We start from the raw sequence: 16551 nt of genomic DNA, 5'->3' as shown, positions 1-16551 counted from the left end.
AATGTACGGCCTCCGATCCCCTTTTATTTCGTTCTGCCCTTTAGTTTATATACATAAGCTAGCACTTCGGCTACCGCTTGGAACAAATCGGCCGGTATGGCGTCACCAATCTCGGCTCTCTGGAACAACGCCCGTGCTAACGGCTTGTTTTCCATCGTAATAACACCGTTTTCTTTGGCAATTTCCTTGATTCGCAAGGCAACATAATCCTGACCTTTGGCAATAATCTGTGGTGCCTCCATCTCGGAACCTTCATACTTTAATGCAACTGCAAAGTGAGTTGGGTTCGTAATGATTACATCCGCATTCGGTACTTCCTGCATCATACGCTGCATAGCCATACGACGCTGACGTTCCCGGATTTTACCTTTGATCAGCGGGTCACCCTCCATTTTTTTGTACTCATCCTTAATGTCCTGCTTGGACATACGGATCTTCTTCTCATGATCATACTTCTGATACATGTAATCAAAGATCGCAAGTACCAACAGAGCTACCGCAATCTTGACTCCAAGACTTAAAGTAATTGAAGCAGCAAAATGTAAAATGGCATCCATTGAAAAATGAGAAAGTGAAGCAATATCGGACTGGTAACTTGTGATTGTGCTATACACAAGATAACCAATGATGGTCATCTTCAAAATGGATTTAGCAAATTCGACCAACGAACGAAGAGAAAAAATATTTTTGAATCCCTTAATCGGATTCAACTTCTCCAGCTTCGGCTTTAAACCTTCACCTACAAGTAGAAAACCTACCTGCATGTAGTTAACGATCAGAGCAACTAATGCTACACCAAGCAGAACAGGAGCAAGCAACAACATCACTTCTATACCGTATCGCATCATAAGTGACATTACATTTTCATCAGTGACTTCCATGCTCAACCGATTGATGAAGATATCCGTGAAGAGTCGAACCGTACGCTCCTTGTAAAAATCACTGAAAACCATCATGATTAAAAAGGTAAACAGGAGAATCGAGGCACCTGATATCTCCATGCTTTTGACAACCTGTCCCTTTTTACGTGTATCCTGTCTCTTTTTTGGGGTAGCTTTCTCCGTCTTTTCCCCTGAAAACAACTGGAGGTCGAGTTGAAGTTTCATTCGAATCTTGTCCTCCGTTTCACTCATCCCGGCCTTTGCCCAATGGTCCCAAGCAATTTTTCCATGGATCTGAACATCACTTCGAACAATTGACCAAATACAAAGGCGAAGCTGGGAACCAGCAAAAGCAAAATAGCAAGCCCGACGAGCACTTTAAGCGGCATTCCGACAGCAAACACATTAAATTGAGGAGCTGTTTTTGCCAAAAATCCTAATCCTACATCCGTTAAAAACAACGCAACTACCATAGGTGCAGCCATCTGAAACGCAAGCATAAACGATTCACCTAGCGTACGAATCAAAAATTCAGCAATACTTCCATCGGCCAGCCTTATGAAAAATACATTCGACAACGGGATCCAGCGATAACTGTATACAAGGGCATCCAGGAGATAATGATGTCCATTCATGGTTAGGAATAAAAGCACTGCGAATGCATATTTGAAGTTACCTGTAAGCGGTGCTGAAGCACCTGTCATTGGATCATATACGTTCGCAATACCAAAACCAATTTGTATATCAATAAAAGCACCTGCTGTCTGTACAGCTGTCATCAATAGATACGCAACAAATCCCAAAAGCAAACCTATTAGAATCTCTCTGATGATGAGCAAAATATAACTCAGATCCGTGGGTACTGTCTGGTTTATGCCATATGTCATATATACGGTCAATGTGACAAAAGCAGAGAGTCCAATTTTAACTGAAGCGGGTACATTTCGAGCCGAAAAAACCGGCGCAGTTACAAAAAATGATGTGATTCGACAAAACATAAGCAGAGCGACAGGGAAACTTTGCAATAATGTCTCCATCTGCTAAAGCCTACCCTATGTATCTGTATAGATTATCGAGAATGTTAAACGTAAAATCGACCAAGATATTCAAAATCCAAGGTCCAAACAAAAGTACCGCCAAAAGTACGGCAACAATCTTTGGCACGAAAGCTAATGTTTGTTCCTGAATTTGGGTTGTCGCTTGAAAAATACTGATTGCAAGTCCTACAACCAGAGCTAGTATAAGCATGGGTGCACTGGCCAGCAATGACGTGTATACCGCTTTCCCGGCCAGACCGATAATAAATTCCGAAGTCATGACCGTCCTCCTTTAACTTTCCGGATCAAGTGTTAAAACTCAGTAACAGTGACTTGACAACCAGATACCACCCGTCCACAAGGACAAAGAGCAGTATTTTGAAAGGTAATGAGATCATGACCGGCGGAAGCATCATCATGCCCATTGCCATGAGTGTACTCGCAACAACAATGTCTATAACAAGAAACGGAATAAAAATCATAAATCCCATCTGGAATGCTGTCTTCAACTCACTGATTACATATGCCGGCACCATAACAGTAATTGGGATATCCTGATAAGTCTTGGGTTGTTCAGTCTGATTGTACTTCATAAACAGCAGAAGATCTTTTTCTCTGGTGTGACTAAACATAAATTTCTTTATCGGATCCGCTGCTTTTTCAAGTGCCTCGGTTTGCGTAAGATCTCCCTGGAGATAGGGCTGAAGCGCTACCTGATTTATGGAAGACAACGTTGGCGACATAATGAAAAGTGTCAGAAATAGCGCCAAACCGACGAGCACCTGATTGGGTGGCATTTGTTGTGTACCCAAAGATGTACGTACAAAACCTAGTACAATCACAATCCGAGTAAAACTGGTCATCAGCACAAGCATGGCCGGAGCAATACTAAGCACCGTAATTAACAGTATAATGGACAGTGAACTCGTGCTTGGTGTCCCTCCATCTCCGTTCCCAATCTGAATATCAATATTCGGAATAGGTTCGGCAAAGGCAACCGTTACAGATGCCAGACTGATAAGTCCTAATAAACAACACGCTAACCAAATCTTTTTCTTCATGAATCCCTCGACCGATCTGTAGTATTGTCTTTATCCAGGAGCTTTTCCATCTTCTCTTTACGGTTAGGCATCTGCCGAAGTTTGGATTCAAACATTTCGTGAAAAGAAGTTGTGTCCTCTAGTTCCATTTCCCTCGGCGGTTCTTCTCTACGGAAACGTTTTGTGAGCTTGGCAATGAGAGGTGAGAGATTCCCTTGTTGTGAAGCAGCATCCCGTTCGAAGGAATCAATGATTCTTTGCGCCTCTTCCAGGTCCGAAACCTTATCTATCAACTGGATGTCTTCACCTACACCAAGCAGATATACAACGCCACCAATTTCCATAATTTGCAGCGACTTGTTTTGCCCCAGTCCAACCCCGCCCAGGGTACGAATCGTGCCATGACGTAACCACTGCTGATTCCGTTTGTTTAAGAACCGGATCAGATAGACAATAAGGGCCAGGATGACGGCCAGGACAACAATCACCCATACAAGCTGTAAATAATAATTGGTTCCCGCGCCAGCTCCTCCTGGTATATCACCCTGAGCCATCATCATGTCTCTTAAACGCCCAGTGTCTTGCTAATCGCTTCGATAACCCGATCAGATTGGAACGGTTTAACGATAAAGTCTTTGGCACCTGCTTGAATAGCATCGATTACCATTGCTTGTTGACCCATGGCCGAGCACATAATCACTTTAGCGTTAGCATCAATCTTCTTGATTTCTTTCAAAGCTGCAATGCCATCCATCTCAGGCATCGTAATATCCATTGTGATCAGATCCGGACGAAGCTCTTTAAATTTCTCAATGGCTTGTGAACCATCCTGTGCCTCACCAACAACCTCATATCCATTTTTGGACAAAATGTCCCGGATCATCATTCTCATAAATGCAGCGTCGTCTACGACTAAAATTCGGTTTGCCATCTTGATTCAAGTCCTCCCTAAATTGTGCTTATTGTAATTTCTGAATTCGGTCCCATTGGCTAACGATATCTATAACACGAACACCAAAGTTTTCGTCTATAACGACAACTTCTCCCTTGGCGATCAGTTTGTTATTCACCAAAATATCGACAGGTTCCCCGGCTAACTTATCCAGTTCGACAATCGAACCCTGTGACAGTTCCAAAATATCTTTAATTTGCTTCTGGGTCCTTCCTAATTCTACGGTGACTTTAAGGGGAATGTCCATCAATAAATTCAAATTGTTTTCGTCTACCTGACCGTACGCCCCATTTTGTAAATTGGCGAATTGAACTGGCTGTACGTTAACATTCCTATTTGGCATTCCACCATAATGTTGAGGTGCACCATAAGGTTGCTGCGGTGGCATGCCATACGGCTGCTGTGGCGGCATTCCTTGCGGCATCCCCATCGGAGTCTGTCCATATCCGTTATAGTCCTGAACAGGCTGCTGAGGAGCCTGTGGGGGCTGCTGGTGTTGAACGGGCGGCTGCTCAGCCACTGGTGGTGGCGTTGCGGGTACGGGTGCTGGTGCAGGTTCAGGGGTTGATGCCACTGGTGCGCTGGCAGTTGACTCCTGAGCACCTCCAATCAACATATCTACCATGTTTTTGGCAAAATGCACTGGAAGCAACTGCATCAGATTGGAATCAATCAGATCCCCGATTAACAAACGAAATGAAACTTGGATAAGAGTCTCATCTGCCGGGAGATTACTTACACCTTCTCCACTCTCCAGATTGAGAATATCGATTCCCGGAGGAGAAATATTCACAAAACGATTAAAAATCGTGGACATTGAAGTTGCAGATGAACCCATCATCTGGTTCATTGCTTCCTGTACTGCACTAATATGGATTTCGTTCAGTTCTTCATCGACCGGATTTCCTTCGCCACCCAGCATCAAATCAGCGATGACTTGAGCATCTCTCTTCTTGATAACAAGCGAGTTAATGCCTTCAAATCCATCCACGTAATTCACATGAACGGCAACATGCGGCTTGGGAAAAGCTTCTTCAAACTGCGTTCGACTAATAATAGAAACTTTAGGTGTTGTAATATCTACTTTGAGGCCCAATAGCGTGGATAAGGCTGTTGCCGCGCTACCAAATGTAATGTTACCAATCTCCCCCAAGGCATCCTGCTCCAGCTCGGTCAAAAAATCATCAACCGTCTTTTCAGCGGGCTCCGAGCTGTTTATCGACTCCGATTGCCTGAGCAAAGCATCGATTTCTTCTTGGGATAAATAATCCTTACTCGTCAAATTCTTCAACTCCTTCGGTGACAATCTCGTCTATTTGCACAGCCACACGGTCCTTGATTGTCCCCGGACTGCCCATGTATTTCAGTTTGTCACCCACTTTAATGGAAAGTCCCTCATCCACTGGTTTGTTCAACGTAATGACATCACCAACGGACAGACCCAGAAATTCTGCAATTGAAATTCTGGATTCTCCCAATTCCGCAACGATGGGTAATTTGGCTTTGTTCACACGCTCTCTTAAAGCATCATATTCTTCCGGAGCTCTGGTTTTCTTCTCCGAAACAAACCACTGATGAGTGGACAACCGTGACATAATAGGTTCAAGAACGACATGCGGTATACATAGATTGATCATGCCTGTCGTGTCACCAATTTTGGTGCTGAGCGAGATCAGAGCAATCGTTTCATTGGGAGATACAATCTGCATAAATTGCGGATTGGTCTCGAGCGCTTCCATCCTTGGGGAAATATCCAACACGGTCTTCCATGCTTCCTGCAAACTTTCAAATGCACGGCTGAATATTCGCTCCATGATGGTCGTTTCAATCTCCGTCATCGATGCAATCTTTGTCGGAGCACTCCCCGTTCCACCAAGCAGGCGATCCAACATCGCATATCCCACGTTCGGATGGACTTCCATCACCATTCTTCCCTGTAGTGGCTCCGCTTCAAAAATGTTCAATATCGTCATCTTAGGAATAGAACGGATAAACTCATCATAAGGCAACTGTTCGACCTGAACGACATTGATTTGAACGAACGTCCGCAGTTGGGCTGAAAAATAAGTGGTGAGAAAGCGTGCAAAGTTTTCATGAATACGAGTCAAGCTTCTGATATGGTCTTTGGAAAAACGCACTGCCCGCTTAAAATCGTACGATCTGATTTTCTTCTGAGTTTCTTCCTTCTTCAATTCTTCCGCATCCATCTCACCAGAAGAAAGGGCTGCTAATAGGGCGTCAATCTCATTTTGTGATAATACATCCACCATGTTCTCACCCCCTTACAGGTCTACAGCGTGTTCTGTTCATTTACATTGGCGCCATTACAAAAGCTGAAAAACTGGTGCTGCTCAACTTACCTTCAGGTAAAGCTTCATTAATTAGTCCGGTCAATCTCTCATTAAATTGTACTCGGCCCTTCGCTGTAGCCAGCTCCTCAGACTTTGTATCCGCAAACGTCTGAATGATAATAGGCTTCACTGTAATTTCTTTAATTTTCTCAAAATCTTCTTTGGCTGTTTTGTCTGACAACTTGAATGAGAAGCTGACAACTACAACATGATCCGTATCAGCCAAGTTGGTTTTAATTTCTCCAAGCTCAGAGGAAACCTCTACAATCTCATCCGCAGTCATCTTCTTTTCTGAAGCTGCCGCCGTATGTGTGTCGTCCTTATTCCCGTTCTGTCCTTGCATAAATACAAACACAACCACCACAATGAGTGTTATTGCAAGCAACATCGTTGCAAGCCAGGGCATCATTTTTTTCATCAGGATTCCTCCGTTTGCTGCACTTTAATAGTGGCTGCCTGAACCCCGATTTCACGGTTGTAATCTTTAATCTTGGAAATAACGTCATCGGCTTTTTCAAGCACAATCAGTCTCTTTCCAGTTACCAGAGTAATATACGTATCCGGCGTCTCTTCCACTATTTCAACCATCAGCGCATTTAACCACATGGGAGAACCATTTAACCGCGTAACCGAAATCATGCTAAGCCCCCTTGATCAGAGTGGGAGGAGCAAGCTCCCCCACATTTTAAAAAAATTCATTAATCAGCTATTAACGTTTCAGGTTAACAACTTCCTGAAGTATTTCATCCGACGTTGTAATGATCCGGGAGTTGGCCTGGAATCCACGCTGAGCTACGATCATCTCAGTAAATTCACCAGTCAAGTCCACGTTTGACATTTCGAGCTGTCCAGCAATGATCGCTCCTGTTCCGTCCTCAGCACTGTTTGCTGTCAAAGGATCAAGAGTACCGTCAGGATTAGCGTTAGCTGTCATACGATATAGGTTTCCGCCTATTTTTTCCAATCCTTCTGGGTTAACTACCTTCCCTATTCCAATCTGAGTATCACCTTCAATTGTTCCATCAGCCATAGTCTGGTTAATCATACCGTTCTGACCGATGGTGAACGAAACAACATCATCCCCAATTGTAATAGGCTCTCCCTCACTACTTAAGACGAACAAACCATCTGAAGTTACAAGATTTCGAGCAGCATCAACATGGAAGTCCCCTGCACGTGTCAAGTAAGGAATTTCCTGATCTCCACCCAAGGAGACAAGGAAAAAGCCATCTCCATTAATACGTAAGTCCGTCGGATTGTTTGTAGTCATTGGGCTTCCTGCGAGATGCAGTGTATCTATAGATCCTACCGATACACCTAAACCGATTTGTTTTGCATTGACACCACCAGAGGGAGCATCAGTCGGGGCAGTTACCCCTGCGGTCGTTTGGCTCATAATATCTTTGAACATAACCCGACTGCCTTTGAAGCCAACCGTGTTTACGTTCGCAATATTGTTACCAATTACGTCGAGTTTTGTTTGAAAACCCCGCATCCCGGAAACGCCTGAGTACATTGATTTCAACATTTTTAAAAATCCTCCCAGTCTTCATTTGGTTACCGCATCAGTCGGTCAGCGGCATTCCGGCTCCCGAGAAGGGCCAGCCGGTCAAGAAATGATTACAGCACTATCAATCTGAGTGAACACATTATCCTTCATGCTTTCACTATCCATAGCTGTAACCACAGTACGATTTTTGACATTGACGATAAAAGCCATATCCTGCATTAAAATCAATGACTCTTTGGCTCCTTTGGCAGCAGCTTTGTCCAAAGCAGAACCAATCTGTTCCATTTGCTCGGTCTTGAGCTCAATACCTCGCTGTTCCAATCGTTTGGCAGCATGATTGCTCAATTTCAGAAGATTGTCTTCCAGCACCTTGGCAAAGGGTTTTTCCGGGACAGCCGAAGATTCTCCCGTTTTGGGTCTTTGAAGCATATTCGGTGTAATCGGGCCTCCATATAATTGTCCAACCGTTATGCGATCACTCATATCGTTTTCCCGCTATCTTCCGTATCACCCGGTTCAGCGGATGATTCAACTTCCTGGCTCTCGTTCGTTTCAGGGGCTACGCCTTGAACGTTCTGTACCGGAGTTTGACTCTCTTCTGCCTGTTTTGGATAATTCACCTGAATGATCTCTTCCAGCTTAATCTCGTCGTTGCCCACTTTTGCGTATTGAACACCATCTCTTACAATGATGGAATCCACAATACCCTGACGAAGAGTTCCGTTGTCATCTTTATTAGAAGAAAGCCAACTTACCTCCATGCCAATCATGCCGGATACAGCACCAAGTGACTGGTTCAATGTTTTAAGCTGTGTAGAAATATTGACCAGTTGCTCCACGGAGCTGAACTGTGCCATTTGAGCGATAAATTCCTTATCCTCCATCGGCTGCATAGGATCTTGATTTTGCAGCTGGGTAATCAGGATTTTTAGAAACTGATCTTTGCCCAATTCTTTTGTTGCAGCACTTGTGGTTGCTTTATTGGCTGCCGAATAATTCGGCCAGGTATTATTCATTGAAACAATTTCGTTAGCCATTTGCTCACCTCATTTCTGTTTAAGCCTCTGCACTAAACGTATCTCTCTGTAATTCATTTCCATCGACTTGTTCGCTACGCCAGTTACGCAATTCTTCCTGAATTCCTGCTGTAGCTATAGCATCATCCGATTGTTCCTCACGCTCACGCGAACGGCGTTGTTGCTGAGAATTACTTCCCGGCTGACGGCCTCCGTCCTGATACATCTGTGATCCGATTGAACTGTTCTGGGTAACCTCAAGTCGTTCCACTTGAATTCCCTGGGCTTGAAGTGAAGAACGCAGCTGTGTCATTTGCTGTTCAAGCATGTCTTTGGCCATCGTATGTTCAGTCATAAACCGTGCAACCAACTGCCCATTCTGCAAGGTGATTTGAACATCCAACTTCCCTAGGTGCTCAGGCCGCAGTGAGATGGTCGCCTCGGAAAATCCTTTTTGCTGCACAATATCCAGCTTGTTGACTACAAATTGTGTCATTTCTTTGGCAAACTGTGATGTTTGCATTACAGGTTCAGCCGGTTTCCCTGCTGTTGTACCTGATGAACGCAAGGACAGTTCTCCCGCAGTAATGATCGTTGAGTGTTCGACTTCTCCACCTGCATTCGAAGCAGATGTCGTCTCCGTCTCATCTTTCACCTGGCTTCCAGTGTTTGCCACTGCCGCAACAAGAACCTGAGGTACGACCAAATCCTGTTTGGGTGCTTGAAGTGAAGTACTTGGAGCGACTTGTGCAGTCTGATCCTTAACTGCAGTCAATGTTTCCAGTATGGATTTCAGTTGAGTCCATCCTTTGTTATGGCTAGTATCCACTCCAGCCTCTTGAAGCTGACCCTGCAGAGATTGTAGTAGTTGCTTGAATTCCGGAGCGTTCTTCGCAACGTTACTCTCAGGATCATTCATTCCGGCTACTAATTGTGTAAGCATATCCTGCAGAACAAAACGTACTGCTGCCGGATGTTGGGACAGTTCAATTGCAGGTACTGTATTTATGCTTTCCGCTCCGTTCGAAGGTTCGTCGGAGCCTTCCGCATTAGAACCTGAAGGATTACTTAATTGTGTATACATCTGTTGAATCAGAGTTTGTAAACCTGCAAGTAGAGCTGGATCATTTTCCAAAGCTTCGTCAAGTGAATCCAAGTCCGTGAACAACGAATTCAGTATATCCGTGATTGATGTCGCTTCCCCTTCTTCACTCGCAGCAAAGGAAAACATCAGCGGATTAGCAGTTAAACTTCCAGCAGCGCTTGAACTATCACCTTCTGTGTTTCCTCCAGATAACGATTGTGCAAGAGTTTGGAGAAATTCACCGCTAGCCCCTGCAGCTGAACCTTTCGATTGTGCTCCAGTCGCCTGACCTGTTCCCGTTGCTTTTGCAGATGCTGTGGATGCCATTTGATATACAATCGACATTTATTTTCACCTCCTCTCGGTTAGTTCAGTGTAATGAGATCTATTTGTTGCCCATTAATCTGTTCAAAATTTTTGCAGTTTCAACCGAGTCCTCTGAAGACATGTTCTCAAGCAATTGAGAGCGTGTTGCATCATCTACCGAATTCAGGATGGTCAATGTTTTATCAGGACTTAACTTGTATGTTTCCAATAATAACTTGGCACCACTTGAAGCAGACATCGAAGCAAATGTTTGACTAAGCTGATTTTTATCCAGGTTTTTGCTTGTCGTTGTGGATGCAGTTGAAGTTGCTGCGGTTTCCTTCTTCAATCGGGATTGCAGTGCATCCAGTGCCAGATCGCCGGACGGTTTGGCATCCTTCATCATCATGGTCACATCGGCTGCTGTTTTCGGATCCATCTTTTCAAGCACCTTGGTCCGAGCAGATGATTGCATGGCATTCAATAACAAAACCATTTCTTCATTCGTCATATTTTGCAGGATCGGTGCAGCTTTGCTCGGGCTCATATCAGCATACATCTTTGCCAAATCTTTGATTTGCTTTTGATAATCGGATTCCGTTTCAGGCGCTGCCGCTGTTGCGGTTTCAGCCGCTTTTTCCGCATCATCCAACTTTTTCTGAAGCTCCGTTGCTTTCTTCGCTTCGGTGGTTGTCGCTGCCTGTGCTGCTTTGAGCTCTGTTTCTTTAGCCGTCACCTGGGACTTCAGCTTTTCGATTGTGGCTTCAGCACTTTCAACCTGCTGCTCACTCTTCTCCAGCTTTTCTTTCTCTGGATCCAGTACAGGATCAGGTACCCATTCCTTGACTACCGGTATTTTGTTGGCGAATTCAAACAAGTTATTACGAATATCTACATTAAATAGGGTAAGTAATACACCTAGCAATACTACGGTGAATACGATCGGGATTGAAATCATGAGAAACTTTTCCCAACCGCCTCCCGACTCTTTTTCCATGTCGCTATCATCTTTAACAGCCATCGTTCATTCCTCCTTCACGAGACAACTTCGCGTCCGGCTCACATCAATTCGCGCGTCCGGCTTTGGCAGCGAAGCGTACAGTAGCCATCTCGTCCAGATCGTTCTGTTCCCGGAGGAGCATCTCCTGCTGAAATTTGATTTTGGCCTTGTCTCTCGCTCCAAGCCATACTTTTTCGTCAATCATCTTACCGTTGAGAAATGTCTGATTCCGCTGCACGTTGACCTGAGCATGTTTAACATCACTGTTTTTGCGTGAAATGCACTCGTCAAGGTGATGTACATAACGCTGCATCTCCTGCAGACTGTTTACAGACGCTTTATTTTCCGTAGCAGATTGGATAATGGCGACCAGATTACTTCTGTCATTAAGAAGTTGTATCAGATGTTCTTCCTCCGTCTGAAGTTTACCGATCGCTGTGGATAACATCCATTCTGCCTGTGTTTTTTCATTACTCTTCAAGTCAACAACTTTCTGGAAATGATATCGAAATTTCATCGTTTACCCATTCATCTCCTTGCAAATTCAAGAATCAAACGTTCCTGCACTTCACTTAAGGTGACTTTCTCGTCGACTTTCTGCTTGGTAAAGTTCCATATACTATCAATCTGGTCTATCGATTCATCTATGGCTGCATTTGATCCCCGCTGGTAAGCCCCAATATTGATCAAATCTTCCGATTCTTTGTACACAGCCATCAAACGTTTCATATTATTAACAGCTTCCAACTGCTCTTCCGGAGCAATATCCTTCATAACACGACTTATGCTGGCTAGCACATCAATCGCTGGAAAATGTCCTTTGTTCGCAATGGATCGATTTAACACAATGTGGCCATCCAGAATACCCCTTACCGCATCCGCGATCGGTTCATTCATGTCATCACCATCAACCAGCACCGTATAAAAGGCTGTAATCGAGCCTGTAGGTCCTGTACCCGCTCGTTCAAGCAGTTTGGGCAAACTTGCAAAAACCGATGGCGTATATCCTCTCATTGCCGGAGGTTCACCTACGGCCAGACCAACTTCCCTCTGTGCCATCGCATATCGAGTGACCGAATCCATCATGAGCATCACGTTCATTCCACGATCTCGGAAATACTCTGCAATCGTGGTCGCAATAACTGCTCCCTTGATCCGAATCAGAGCAGGCTGATCTGAAGTTGCAACAATGACTACGGAGCGTTCCAGTCCTTCCGGACCCAGATCCCGTTCAATAAAGTCGCGCACCTCACGTCCACGCTCACCCACAAGCGCGATGACGTTAACATCCGCTGCTGTATTACGAGCAATCATGCCCATCAATGTACTCTTACCAACACCAGAACCAGCAAAAATGCCCACACGCTGTCCCTTACCTACAGTCAGCAATCCATCGATAGCTCTTACACCAACACCCATCGTTTCAAGTACACGTGGACGATCCATTGGATTGACCGGAGTATTGGAGGTGGAGTACATTGGCATTCTTGATGGAAGGAGTGAGCCGTCCAGCGGTTGTCCAAGTCCGTCCAATACTTTACCGAGCAATTCGGAGCCCACCTGAACACCCAGTGGCTTGCCCGTACCTACTACATCGCAACCAGGACCAATGGATTGAAGTTCACCCAGCGGCATAAGCAACACTTTGTTATCCCGAAACCCAACGACTTCGGCTTGAAGAGGCTTGGCCGATTTACCTGGATAGATATAACATACGTCACCGATACTTGCATCTGGCCCTTCTGACTCCACCATAAGACCAATGACCTGAGTAACTTTGCCGTTAATACGAACAGGATCGAATTGCTTCAAATGTTCCATATATCGCTGTGAACTAAGAACCTTCATGTTGATTTCTTCGCTCCTCATCCTCAAGTGCTATGCGGACCAGTTCTTTTTTAATCTCAGCAAGCTGTGTATCAATTCTAGCATCTACACTTCCGAACGAAGAACGAATGACACATCCCTTATCTTTGACTGTTGAATCAGGCAAAATCTGCAGTTCTGCCTGAGAGTCAATAGACAGAGACAATTCTTCACGAGCTGCCTGTACAAATGTAAACTGATCGGGCGCCACACAAAGTGTGATTAACCCCTGCTCCCGTTTACGTGACAAACTCTGACGAATCAATTCCAGTGTATGATCAGGTTCAATGGTAAGTTGCTTATCAATGACTTTCTCAGCAATCCCGCAAGCGAGATCCACAAGGAACGGTTCGGCTTCCTGAATGATCTGATCTTTAGCTACATAAGCTTCCTTGAGTACTTCCTGAGCTTCAATCATCATCTTATCGATCTGCACCTGGAGATCTACTTCAGCTTGTACTTTTCCTTCTTCAAAACCCTGTTGGAAACCTTGTGAACGAAGCGCTTCGGTCAGATGTTCATCCTGTTGTCGTTGTTCCTGCCACCAGCTGTCGATCTGTTCACGGGCTTCTTGAAGCATGCGCTCTGCCTCTTCTGAAGCTTCACGTACTTGCTTTTCTGCAAACTCCTTGGCATCTTCCAGCATTTCTGCGGTAAGACGTTGTGTTTCTTCGTCCACGCGTGCTTGAAGCGTCTCTGCTTCAGAACCTTCAGCACGATCACCGGATAATTCCGTCTCAGACTCTTCGTCACCACCATAATGATGATGGTTTTCAAGTTTTTTGTGGTCATCAACGGGTACATACTGGAAAGATTTAATCAAATTAGACAATGATATCATCTCCTCCACCGCGTGCGATAATGATCTCACCGGCTTCTTCCAATCTGCGTATCGTGCCTACAATGCGTGTCTGAGCTTCCTCAACATCACGCAATCGCACAGGACCCATGAACTCCATCTCTTCTTTGAATGTTTCGGACATCCGCTTCGACATGTTCCGGAACACCGCATCCCGAACTTCTTCGCTTGCCACCTTGAGTGCGAGTTGCAGATCAGCGTTGTCGATATCACGAATAATACGCTGGATAGAACGATCATCCACATTGACGATATCTTCGAATACAAACATGCGTTTTTTGATTTCCTCTGCAAGCTCCGGATCCTGAATTTCAAGCGAGTCCAAAATGGTACGCTCTGTACCACGATCGACTCCGTTCAGAATCTGTACAATCGATTCAATACCACCCGCATTGGTGTAATCCTGGGTTACGGTAGAAGATAACTTCTGTTCCAGAACTCGCTCCACTTGAGAGATGACTTCTGGCGAAGTACTATCCATAACCGCCACTCGGCGAGCAACATCTGCCTGCTTCTCTTGTGGCAAAGATGATAGAATCGCTGCAGCCTGTTCGAACTGAAGATAAGAGAGAACCAGCGCGATCGTTTGCGGACTTTCATTCTGAATAAAGTTCAAAATTTGATTCGGATCCGCTTTGCGTGCAAAGTCAAACGGTCTGACTTGCAGTGTAGCTGTCAAACGGTTAATGACTTCAAGTGCTTTTGATGAACCCAGAGCTTTCTCCAAGATTTCTCTCGCATAGTTGATACCGCCCTGAGAGATATATTCCTGCGCCAGACAGATCTGGTGAAACTCGGCCATAATCATGTCCTTTTCAGAAGAATCAACCTTGCGAACGTTGGCAATCTCCAACGTTAATTGCTCAATCTCTTCGTCACGCAGATGTTTGAAGATCTGAGCCGACACTTCCGGACCTAATGTAATCAACAAAATTGCTGCTTTTTGTCTTCCAGTCAAACCTTGACTGCTTGCCTTCGCCAATGCGTTCACCTCTATTCGTCAGCCAGCCATGTACGCAGCAGATTGACGAATTCGTCTGGCTTTTTCTTGGCCAAACTCTCCAATTGTTTGCGCACCTGACTTTCGTTCGTTACACTGTCCAGCGTAATGGACGGGAACTCTGTTGCTATTGGAAGAGGAATCTCTTCTTCTTCGACTTCGTTTTGTTTGCGGCGACGGCGTACTAACAAAATAACAACCGCTGCGATCAATGCCGCTATGAGTGCGCCTCCGCCCCACATCATGGCTGGGGACAACTGGAAGCCTGTATTTGCTGTTGATGCAGCCTGGAACCCTTGTGACATGACTGAAACTTTCTTTGTCAGATCAGCGTCACTTATTACAGTGCCTGAGTCTGCCAATGAAGCGCGCACAATGTTAACCAGAATGTTCTCAATCGCGTCTTGAACAGGTCCCTGTAATTCTGTTTCTCCATCCGGTGGTTCAACTGCAACGTTAATGGTTAAGTCTTTTACAGTATACGGACTGGAAATAATATCCTTGGCGATTCGATTAACATCGTAGTTAATAGTACTTGATGATTCTTCTGAGGTGGAGTTACCTGTTGCATCAGATGATGGATAACCAGGAACTTCCTCTTGTCCTGTGCCAGCAACACCACCAGTTGGGTTGCTTGCCCCAGTGTAGCTCTTTTGAATCTCCTGCACACTGATCTCGATGCCTTTCATATTCTCTACATCAACAGGTGTGACCAGATTTTCTTTGCGTGTTTCTTTATCAAAATTAAGCTTGGAGGCTACCAACACATTAACTTTGTCTTCGCCTACAATCTGGGAAAGAAATTGCTTTACGTTATTGCGGACATCGTTTTCAAACTTTTTCTGTAAAGCCATGTTTTCTTGAACTTCGGAAGACAACCCGCCACTGCCACCACGGGCAGTTGGAATCAATTCTGCTTCATCTGTGTTTGTAATGGTGATGTTCTCAATAGGCAGATTAGGAATTGCAGTCTTAACCAAGTTAAAGTAGCCATCTACTGCTGCCTGATTTGGGTGATACCCCGGTTTAAATTGGAGAGCTACCGATGCTGATGCTTTGTCCTGTTCTTCTAAACCGGCAAAAATGTTATCTTTCGGCATATTCACCAGTACTTTAGCATCCTGTATGCCTTGCATCCGCTGAAGTAACTGTTCTACTTCTCCGTTTATAGCGTTGTTGTATTTTACATCAAACTCTTTATCCGTCATCCCAATGGGGGATGATGACTCCTCGAATGACTTATACCCCAATGAACCATTCTGAATAATCCCTTGAGATCCGACATTCACCTTTGCAATTGCAACACTTGTACTTGGTACGGATATGGTCTTGCCATCTGAACTTAATTTGTATGGAATGCTGGATGAATCGAGATAACTGATAACGCCCGCTGAATCACTTGCATTCAAGTCTGTAAAAGCAACTTCATATTCGGTCTTGGACAATTGCATCGTGAGTACAACTGCAGCCAAAATCAGAAACAGGAAGGTGGATATAAATAATACTTTTTGCTTTTTGCTAAAACTATTCCAATACTGGGATGCCTTATCCCTGTACTGGGCAATTCTCTCATTCACTCTGTCACCCCATCCGAAACTTTGCTTAGTCTGTCCTTACTCAACCTTAGCCGTTCCACAGGTTGAGGATCA

20 protein-coding genes are annotated in these 16551 nt (G+C 44.7%); all 20 read right to left on the bottom strand.

The genetic code is table 11. From position 1 onward, the window contains the following. Nucleotides 1–23 precede the first annotated feature (23 nt). The 20 genes from flhB to fliF all read right to left on the bottom strand — a co-directional run bounded on the left by flhB (nucleotide 24) and on the right by fliF (nucleotide 16479). Nucleotides 24–1133, bottom strand: a complete 1110-nt coding sequence (gene flhB / locus MKX40_RS11255; protein WP_339241598.1) for a flagellar biosynthesis protein FlhB — start codon at nucleotides 1131–1133, stop codon at nucleotides 24–26. Then, nucleotides 1130–1918, bottom strand: a complete 789-nt coding sequence (fliR, locus tag MKX40_RS11250; protein ID WP_339241596.1) for a flagellar biosynthetic protein FliR — start codon at nucleotides 1916–1918, stop codon at nucleotides 1130–1132. Before fliR ends, flhB begins: the two co-directional genes overlap by 4 nt. Nucleotides 1919–1928: 10 nt before the next feature. Continuing rightward, nucleotides 1929–2198 (bottom strand): flagellar biosynthesis protein FliQ, encoded by a 270-nt coding sequence (gene fliQ, locus MKX40_RS11245; protein WP_047842485.1) that lies wholly within the window; start codon nucleotides 2196–2198, stop codon nucleotides 1929–1931. A gap of 25 nt (nucleotides 2199–2223) precedes the next feature. Continuing rightward, the gene (fliP, locus tag MKX40_RS11240) at nucleotides 2224–2979 is read right to left on the bottom strand and encodes a flagellar type III secretion system pore protein FliP (RefSeq protein ID WP_315936325.1); all 756 of its coding nucleotides are present in this window, start codon (nucleotides 2977–2979) and stop codon (nucleotides 2224–2226) included. Continuing rightward, entirely contained in the window at nucleotides 2976–3512 is a 537-nt protein-coding gene (locus MKX40_RS11235) for a flagellar biosynthetic protein FliO (RefSeq protein WP_339243021.1), read from the bottom strand. The genes fliP and MKX40_RS11235 overlap by 4 nt, the downstream gene beginning before the upstream one ends. An 11-nt stretch (nucleotides 3513–3523) precedes the next feature. After that, entirely contained in the window at nucleotides 3524–3889 is a 366-nt protein-coding gene (locus MKX40_RS11230; protein WP_017689175.1) for a response regulator, read from the bottom strand. Between the two features lie 28 nt (nucleotides 3890–3917). Continuing rightward, nucleotides 3918–5192: a flagellar motor switch phosphatase FliY gene (gene fliY / locus MKX40_RS11225; RefSeq protein ID WP_339241591.1), complete on the bottom strand. Its 1275-nt coding sequence runs from the start codon at nucleotides 5190–5192 to the stop codon at nucleotides 3918–3920. Beyond that, nucleotides 5182–6180 (bottom strand): flagellar motor switch protein FliM, encoded by a 999-nt coding sequence (gene fliM, locus MKX40_RS11220; RefSeq protein WP_253433786.1) that lies wholly within the window; start codon nucleotides 6178–6180, stop codon nucleotides 5182–5184. Before fliM ends, fliY begins: the two co-directional genes overlap by 11 nt. Before the next feature lie 40 nt (nucleotides 6181–6220). After that, nucleotides 6221–6679 carry a flagellar basal body-associated FliL family protein gene (locus MKX40_RS11215; protein ID WP_339241590.1) on the bottom strand — a complete coding sequence of 153 codons (459 nt, stop codon included), beginning with the start codon at nucleotides 6677–6679 and terminating at the stop codon, nucleotides 6221–6223. Continuing rightward, nucleotides 6679–6900, bottom strand: coding sequence for a flagellar FlbD family protein (locus MKX40_RS11210; protein WP_076208897.1), 222 nt, complete (start codon nucleotides 6898–6900; stop codon nucleotides 6679–6681). The genes MKX40_RS11215 and MKX40_RS11210 overlap by 1 nt, the downstream gene beginning before the upstream one ends. A 70-nt stretch (nucleotides 6901–6970) precedes the next feature. Continuing rightward, the gene (gene flgG / locus MKX40_RS11205; protein ID WP_036609361.1) at nucleotides 6971–7789 is read right to left on the bottom strand and encodes a flagellar basal body rod protein FlgG; all 819 of its coding nucleotides are present in this window, start codon (nucleotides 7787–7789) and stop codon (nucleotides 6971–6973) included. Nucleotides 7790–7870: 81 nt separating this feature from the next. Further along, nucleotides 7871–8254 (bottom strand): TIGR02530 family flagellar biosynthesis protein, encoded by a 384-nt coding sequence (locus tag MKX40_RS11200; RefSeq protein ID WP_339241589.1) that lies wholly within the window; start codon nucleotides 8252–8254, stop codon nucleotides 7871–7873. After that, entirely contained in the window at nucleotides 8251–8808 is a 558-nt protein-coding gene (locus tag MKX40_RS11195) for a flagellar hook capping FlgD N-terminal domain-containing protein (RefSeq protein ID WP_339241587.1), read from the bottom strand. Before MKX40_RS11195 ends, MKX40_RS11200 begins: the two co-directional genes overlap by 4 nt. A 19-nt stretch (nucleotides 8809–8827) precedes the next feature. After that, nucleotides 8828–10216 (bottom strand): flagellar hook-length control protein FliK, encoded by a 1389-nt coding sequence (locus MKX40_RS11190; RefSeq protein ID WP_339241586.1) that lies wholly within the window; start codon nucleotides 10214–10216, stop codon nucleotides 8828–8830. 40 nt (nucleotides 10217–10256) lie between these two features. Then, nucleotides 10257–11198 carry a kinesin gene (locus MKX40_RS11185; protein ID WP_339241584.1) on the bottom strand — a complete coding sequence of 314 codons (942 nt, stop codon included), beginning with the start codon at nucleotides 11196–11198 and terminating at the stop codon, nucleotides 10257–10259. A gap of 43 nt (nucleotides 11199–11241) precedes the next feature. Continuing rightward, nucleotides 11242–11694, bottom strand: coding sequence for a flagellar export protein FliJ (gene fliJ, locus MKX40_RS11180; RefSeq protein ID WP_339241582.1), 453 nt, complete (start codon nucleotides 11692–11694; stop codon nucleotides 11242–11244). An 11-nt stretch (nucleotides 11695–11705) separates the two neighbouring features. Beyond that, nucleotides 11706–13025 (bottom strand): flagellar protein export ATPase FliI, encoded by a 1320-nt coding sequence (fliI, locus tag MKX40_RS11175; protein WP_339241579.1) that lies wholly within the window; start codon nucleotides 13023–13025, stop codon nucleotides 11706–11708. Then, entirely contained in the window at nucleotides 13012–13875 is an 864-nt protein-coding gene (locus MKX40_RS11170) for a FliH/SctL family protein (protein ID WP_253433768.1), read from the bottom strand. Before MKX40_RS11170 ends, fliI begins: the two co-directional genes overlap by 14 nt. Beyond that, a complete protein-coding gene (gene fliG / locus MKX40_RS11165) occupies nucleotides 13868–14884 on the bottom strand; it encodes a flagellar motor switch protein FliG (protein ID WP_047842476.1) in 1017 nt (338 codons plus the stop codon). The genes MKX40_RS11170 and fliG overlap by 8 nt, the downstream gene beginning before the upstream one ends. 11 nt (nucleotides 14885–14895) lie before the next feature. After that, nucleotides 14896–16479, bottom strand: coding sequence for a flagellar basal-body MS-ring/collar protein FliF (gene fliF / locus MKX40_RS11160; protein WP_339241576.1), 1584 nt, complete (start codon nucleotides 16477–16479; stop codon nucleotides 14896–14898). Between the last annotated feature and the right edge of the window lie 72 nt (nucleotides 16480–16551).

It is taken from the genome of Paenibacillus sp. FSL R5-0517 (genome assembly GCF_037974355.1).
Taxonomy (GTDB): domain Bacteria; phylum Bacillota; class Bacilli; order Paenibacillales; family Paenibacillaceae; genus Paenibacillus.
Note: the sequence above shows the minus strand (reverse complement) of the source record. Positions and strands in the feature narration are given on the sequence as shown.

Excerpts from the sequence above, each read along its gene's own strand:
- flhB (WP_339241598.1), bottom strand. The coding sequence starts at position 1,133 with ATGAGTGAAACGGAGGACAAGATTCGAATGAAACTTCAACTCGACCTC.
- fliR (WP_339241596.1), bottom strand. The coding sequence starts at position 1,918 with ATGGAGACATTATTGCAAAGTTTCCCTGTCGCTCTGCTTATGTTTTGT.
- fliQ (WP_047842485.1), bottom strand. The coding sequence starts at position 2,198 with ATGACTTCGGAATTTATTATCGGTCTGGCCGGGAAAGCGGTATACACG.
- fliP (WP_315936325.1), bottom strand. The coding sequence starts at position 2,979 with ATGAAGAAAAAGATTTGGTTAGCGTGTTGTTTATTAGGACTTATCAGT.
- MKX40_RS11235 (WP_339243021.1), bottom strand. The coding sequence starts at position 3,512 with ATGGCTCAGGGTGATATACCAGGAGGAGCTGGCGCGGGAACCAATTAT.
- MKX40_RS11230 (WP_017689175.1), bottom strand. The coding sequence starts at position 3,889 with ATGGCAAACCGAATTTTAGTCGTAGACGACGCTGCATTTATGAGAATG.
- fliM (WP_253433786.1), bottom strand. The coding sequence starts at position 6,180 with ATGGTGGATGTATTATCACAAAATGAGATTGACGCCCTATTAGCAGCC.
- MKX40_RS11215 (WP_339241590.1), bottom strand. The coding sequence starts at position 6,679 with ATGAAAAAAATGATGCCCTGGCTTGCAACGATGTTGCTTGCAATAACA.
- MKX40_RS11210 (WP_076208897.1), bottom strand. The coding sequence starts at position 6,900 with ATGATTTCGGTTACGCGGTTAAATGGTTCTCCCATGTGGTTAAATGCG.
- flgG (WP_036609361.1), bottom strand. The coding sequence starts at position 7,789 with ATGTTGAAATCAATGTACTCAGGCGTTTCCGGGATGCGGGGTTTTCAA.
- MKX40_RS11200 (WP_339241589.1), bottom strand. The coding sequence starts at position 8,254 with ATGAGTGATCGCATAACGGTTGGACAATTATATGGAGGCCCGATTACA.
- MKX40_RS11195 (WP_339241587.1), bottom strand. The coding sequence starts at position 8,808 with ATGGCTAACGAAATTGTTTCAATGAATAATACCTGGCCGAATTATTCG.
- MKX40_RS11190 (WP_339241586.1), bottom strand. The coding sequence starts at position 10,216 with ATGTCGATTGTATATCAAATGGCATCCACAGCATCTGCAAAAGCAACG.
- MKX40_RS11185 (WP_339241584.1), bottom strand. The coding sequence starts at position 11,198 with ATGGCTGTTAAAGATGATAGCGACATGGAAAAAGAGTCGGGAGGCGGT.
- fliJ (WP_339241582.1), bottom strand. The coding sequence starts at position 11,694 with ATGAAATTTCGATATCATTTCCAGAAAGTTGTTGACTTGAAGAGTAAT.
- fliI (WP_339241579.1), bottom strand. The coding sequence starts at position 13,025 with ATGAAGGTTCTTAGTTCACAGCGATATATGGAACATTTGAAGCAATTC.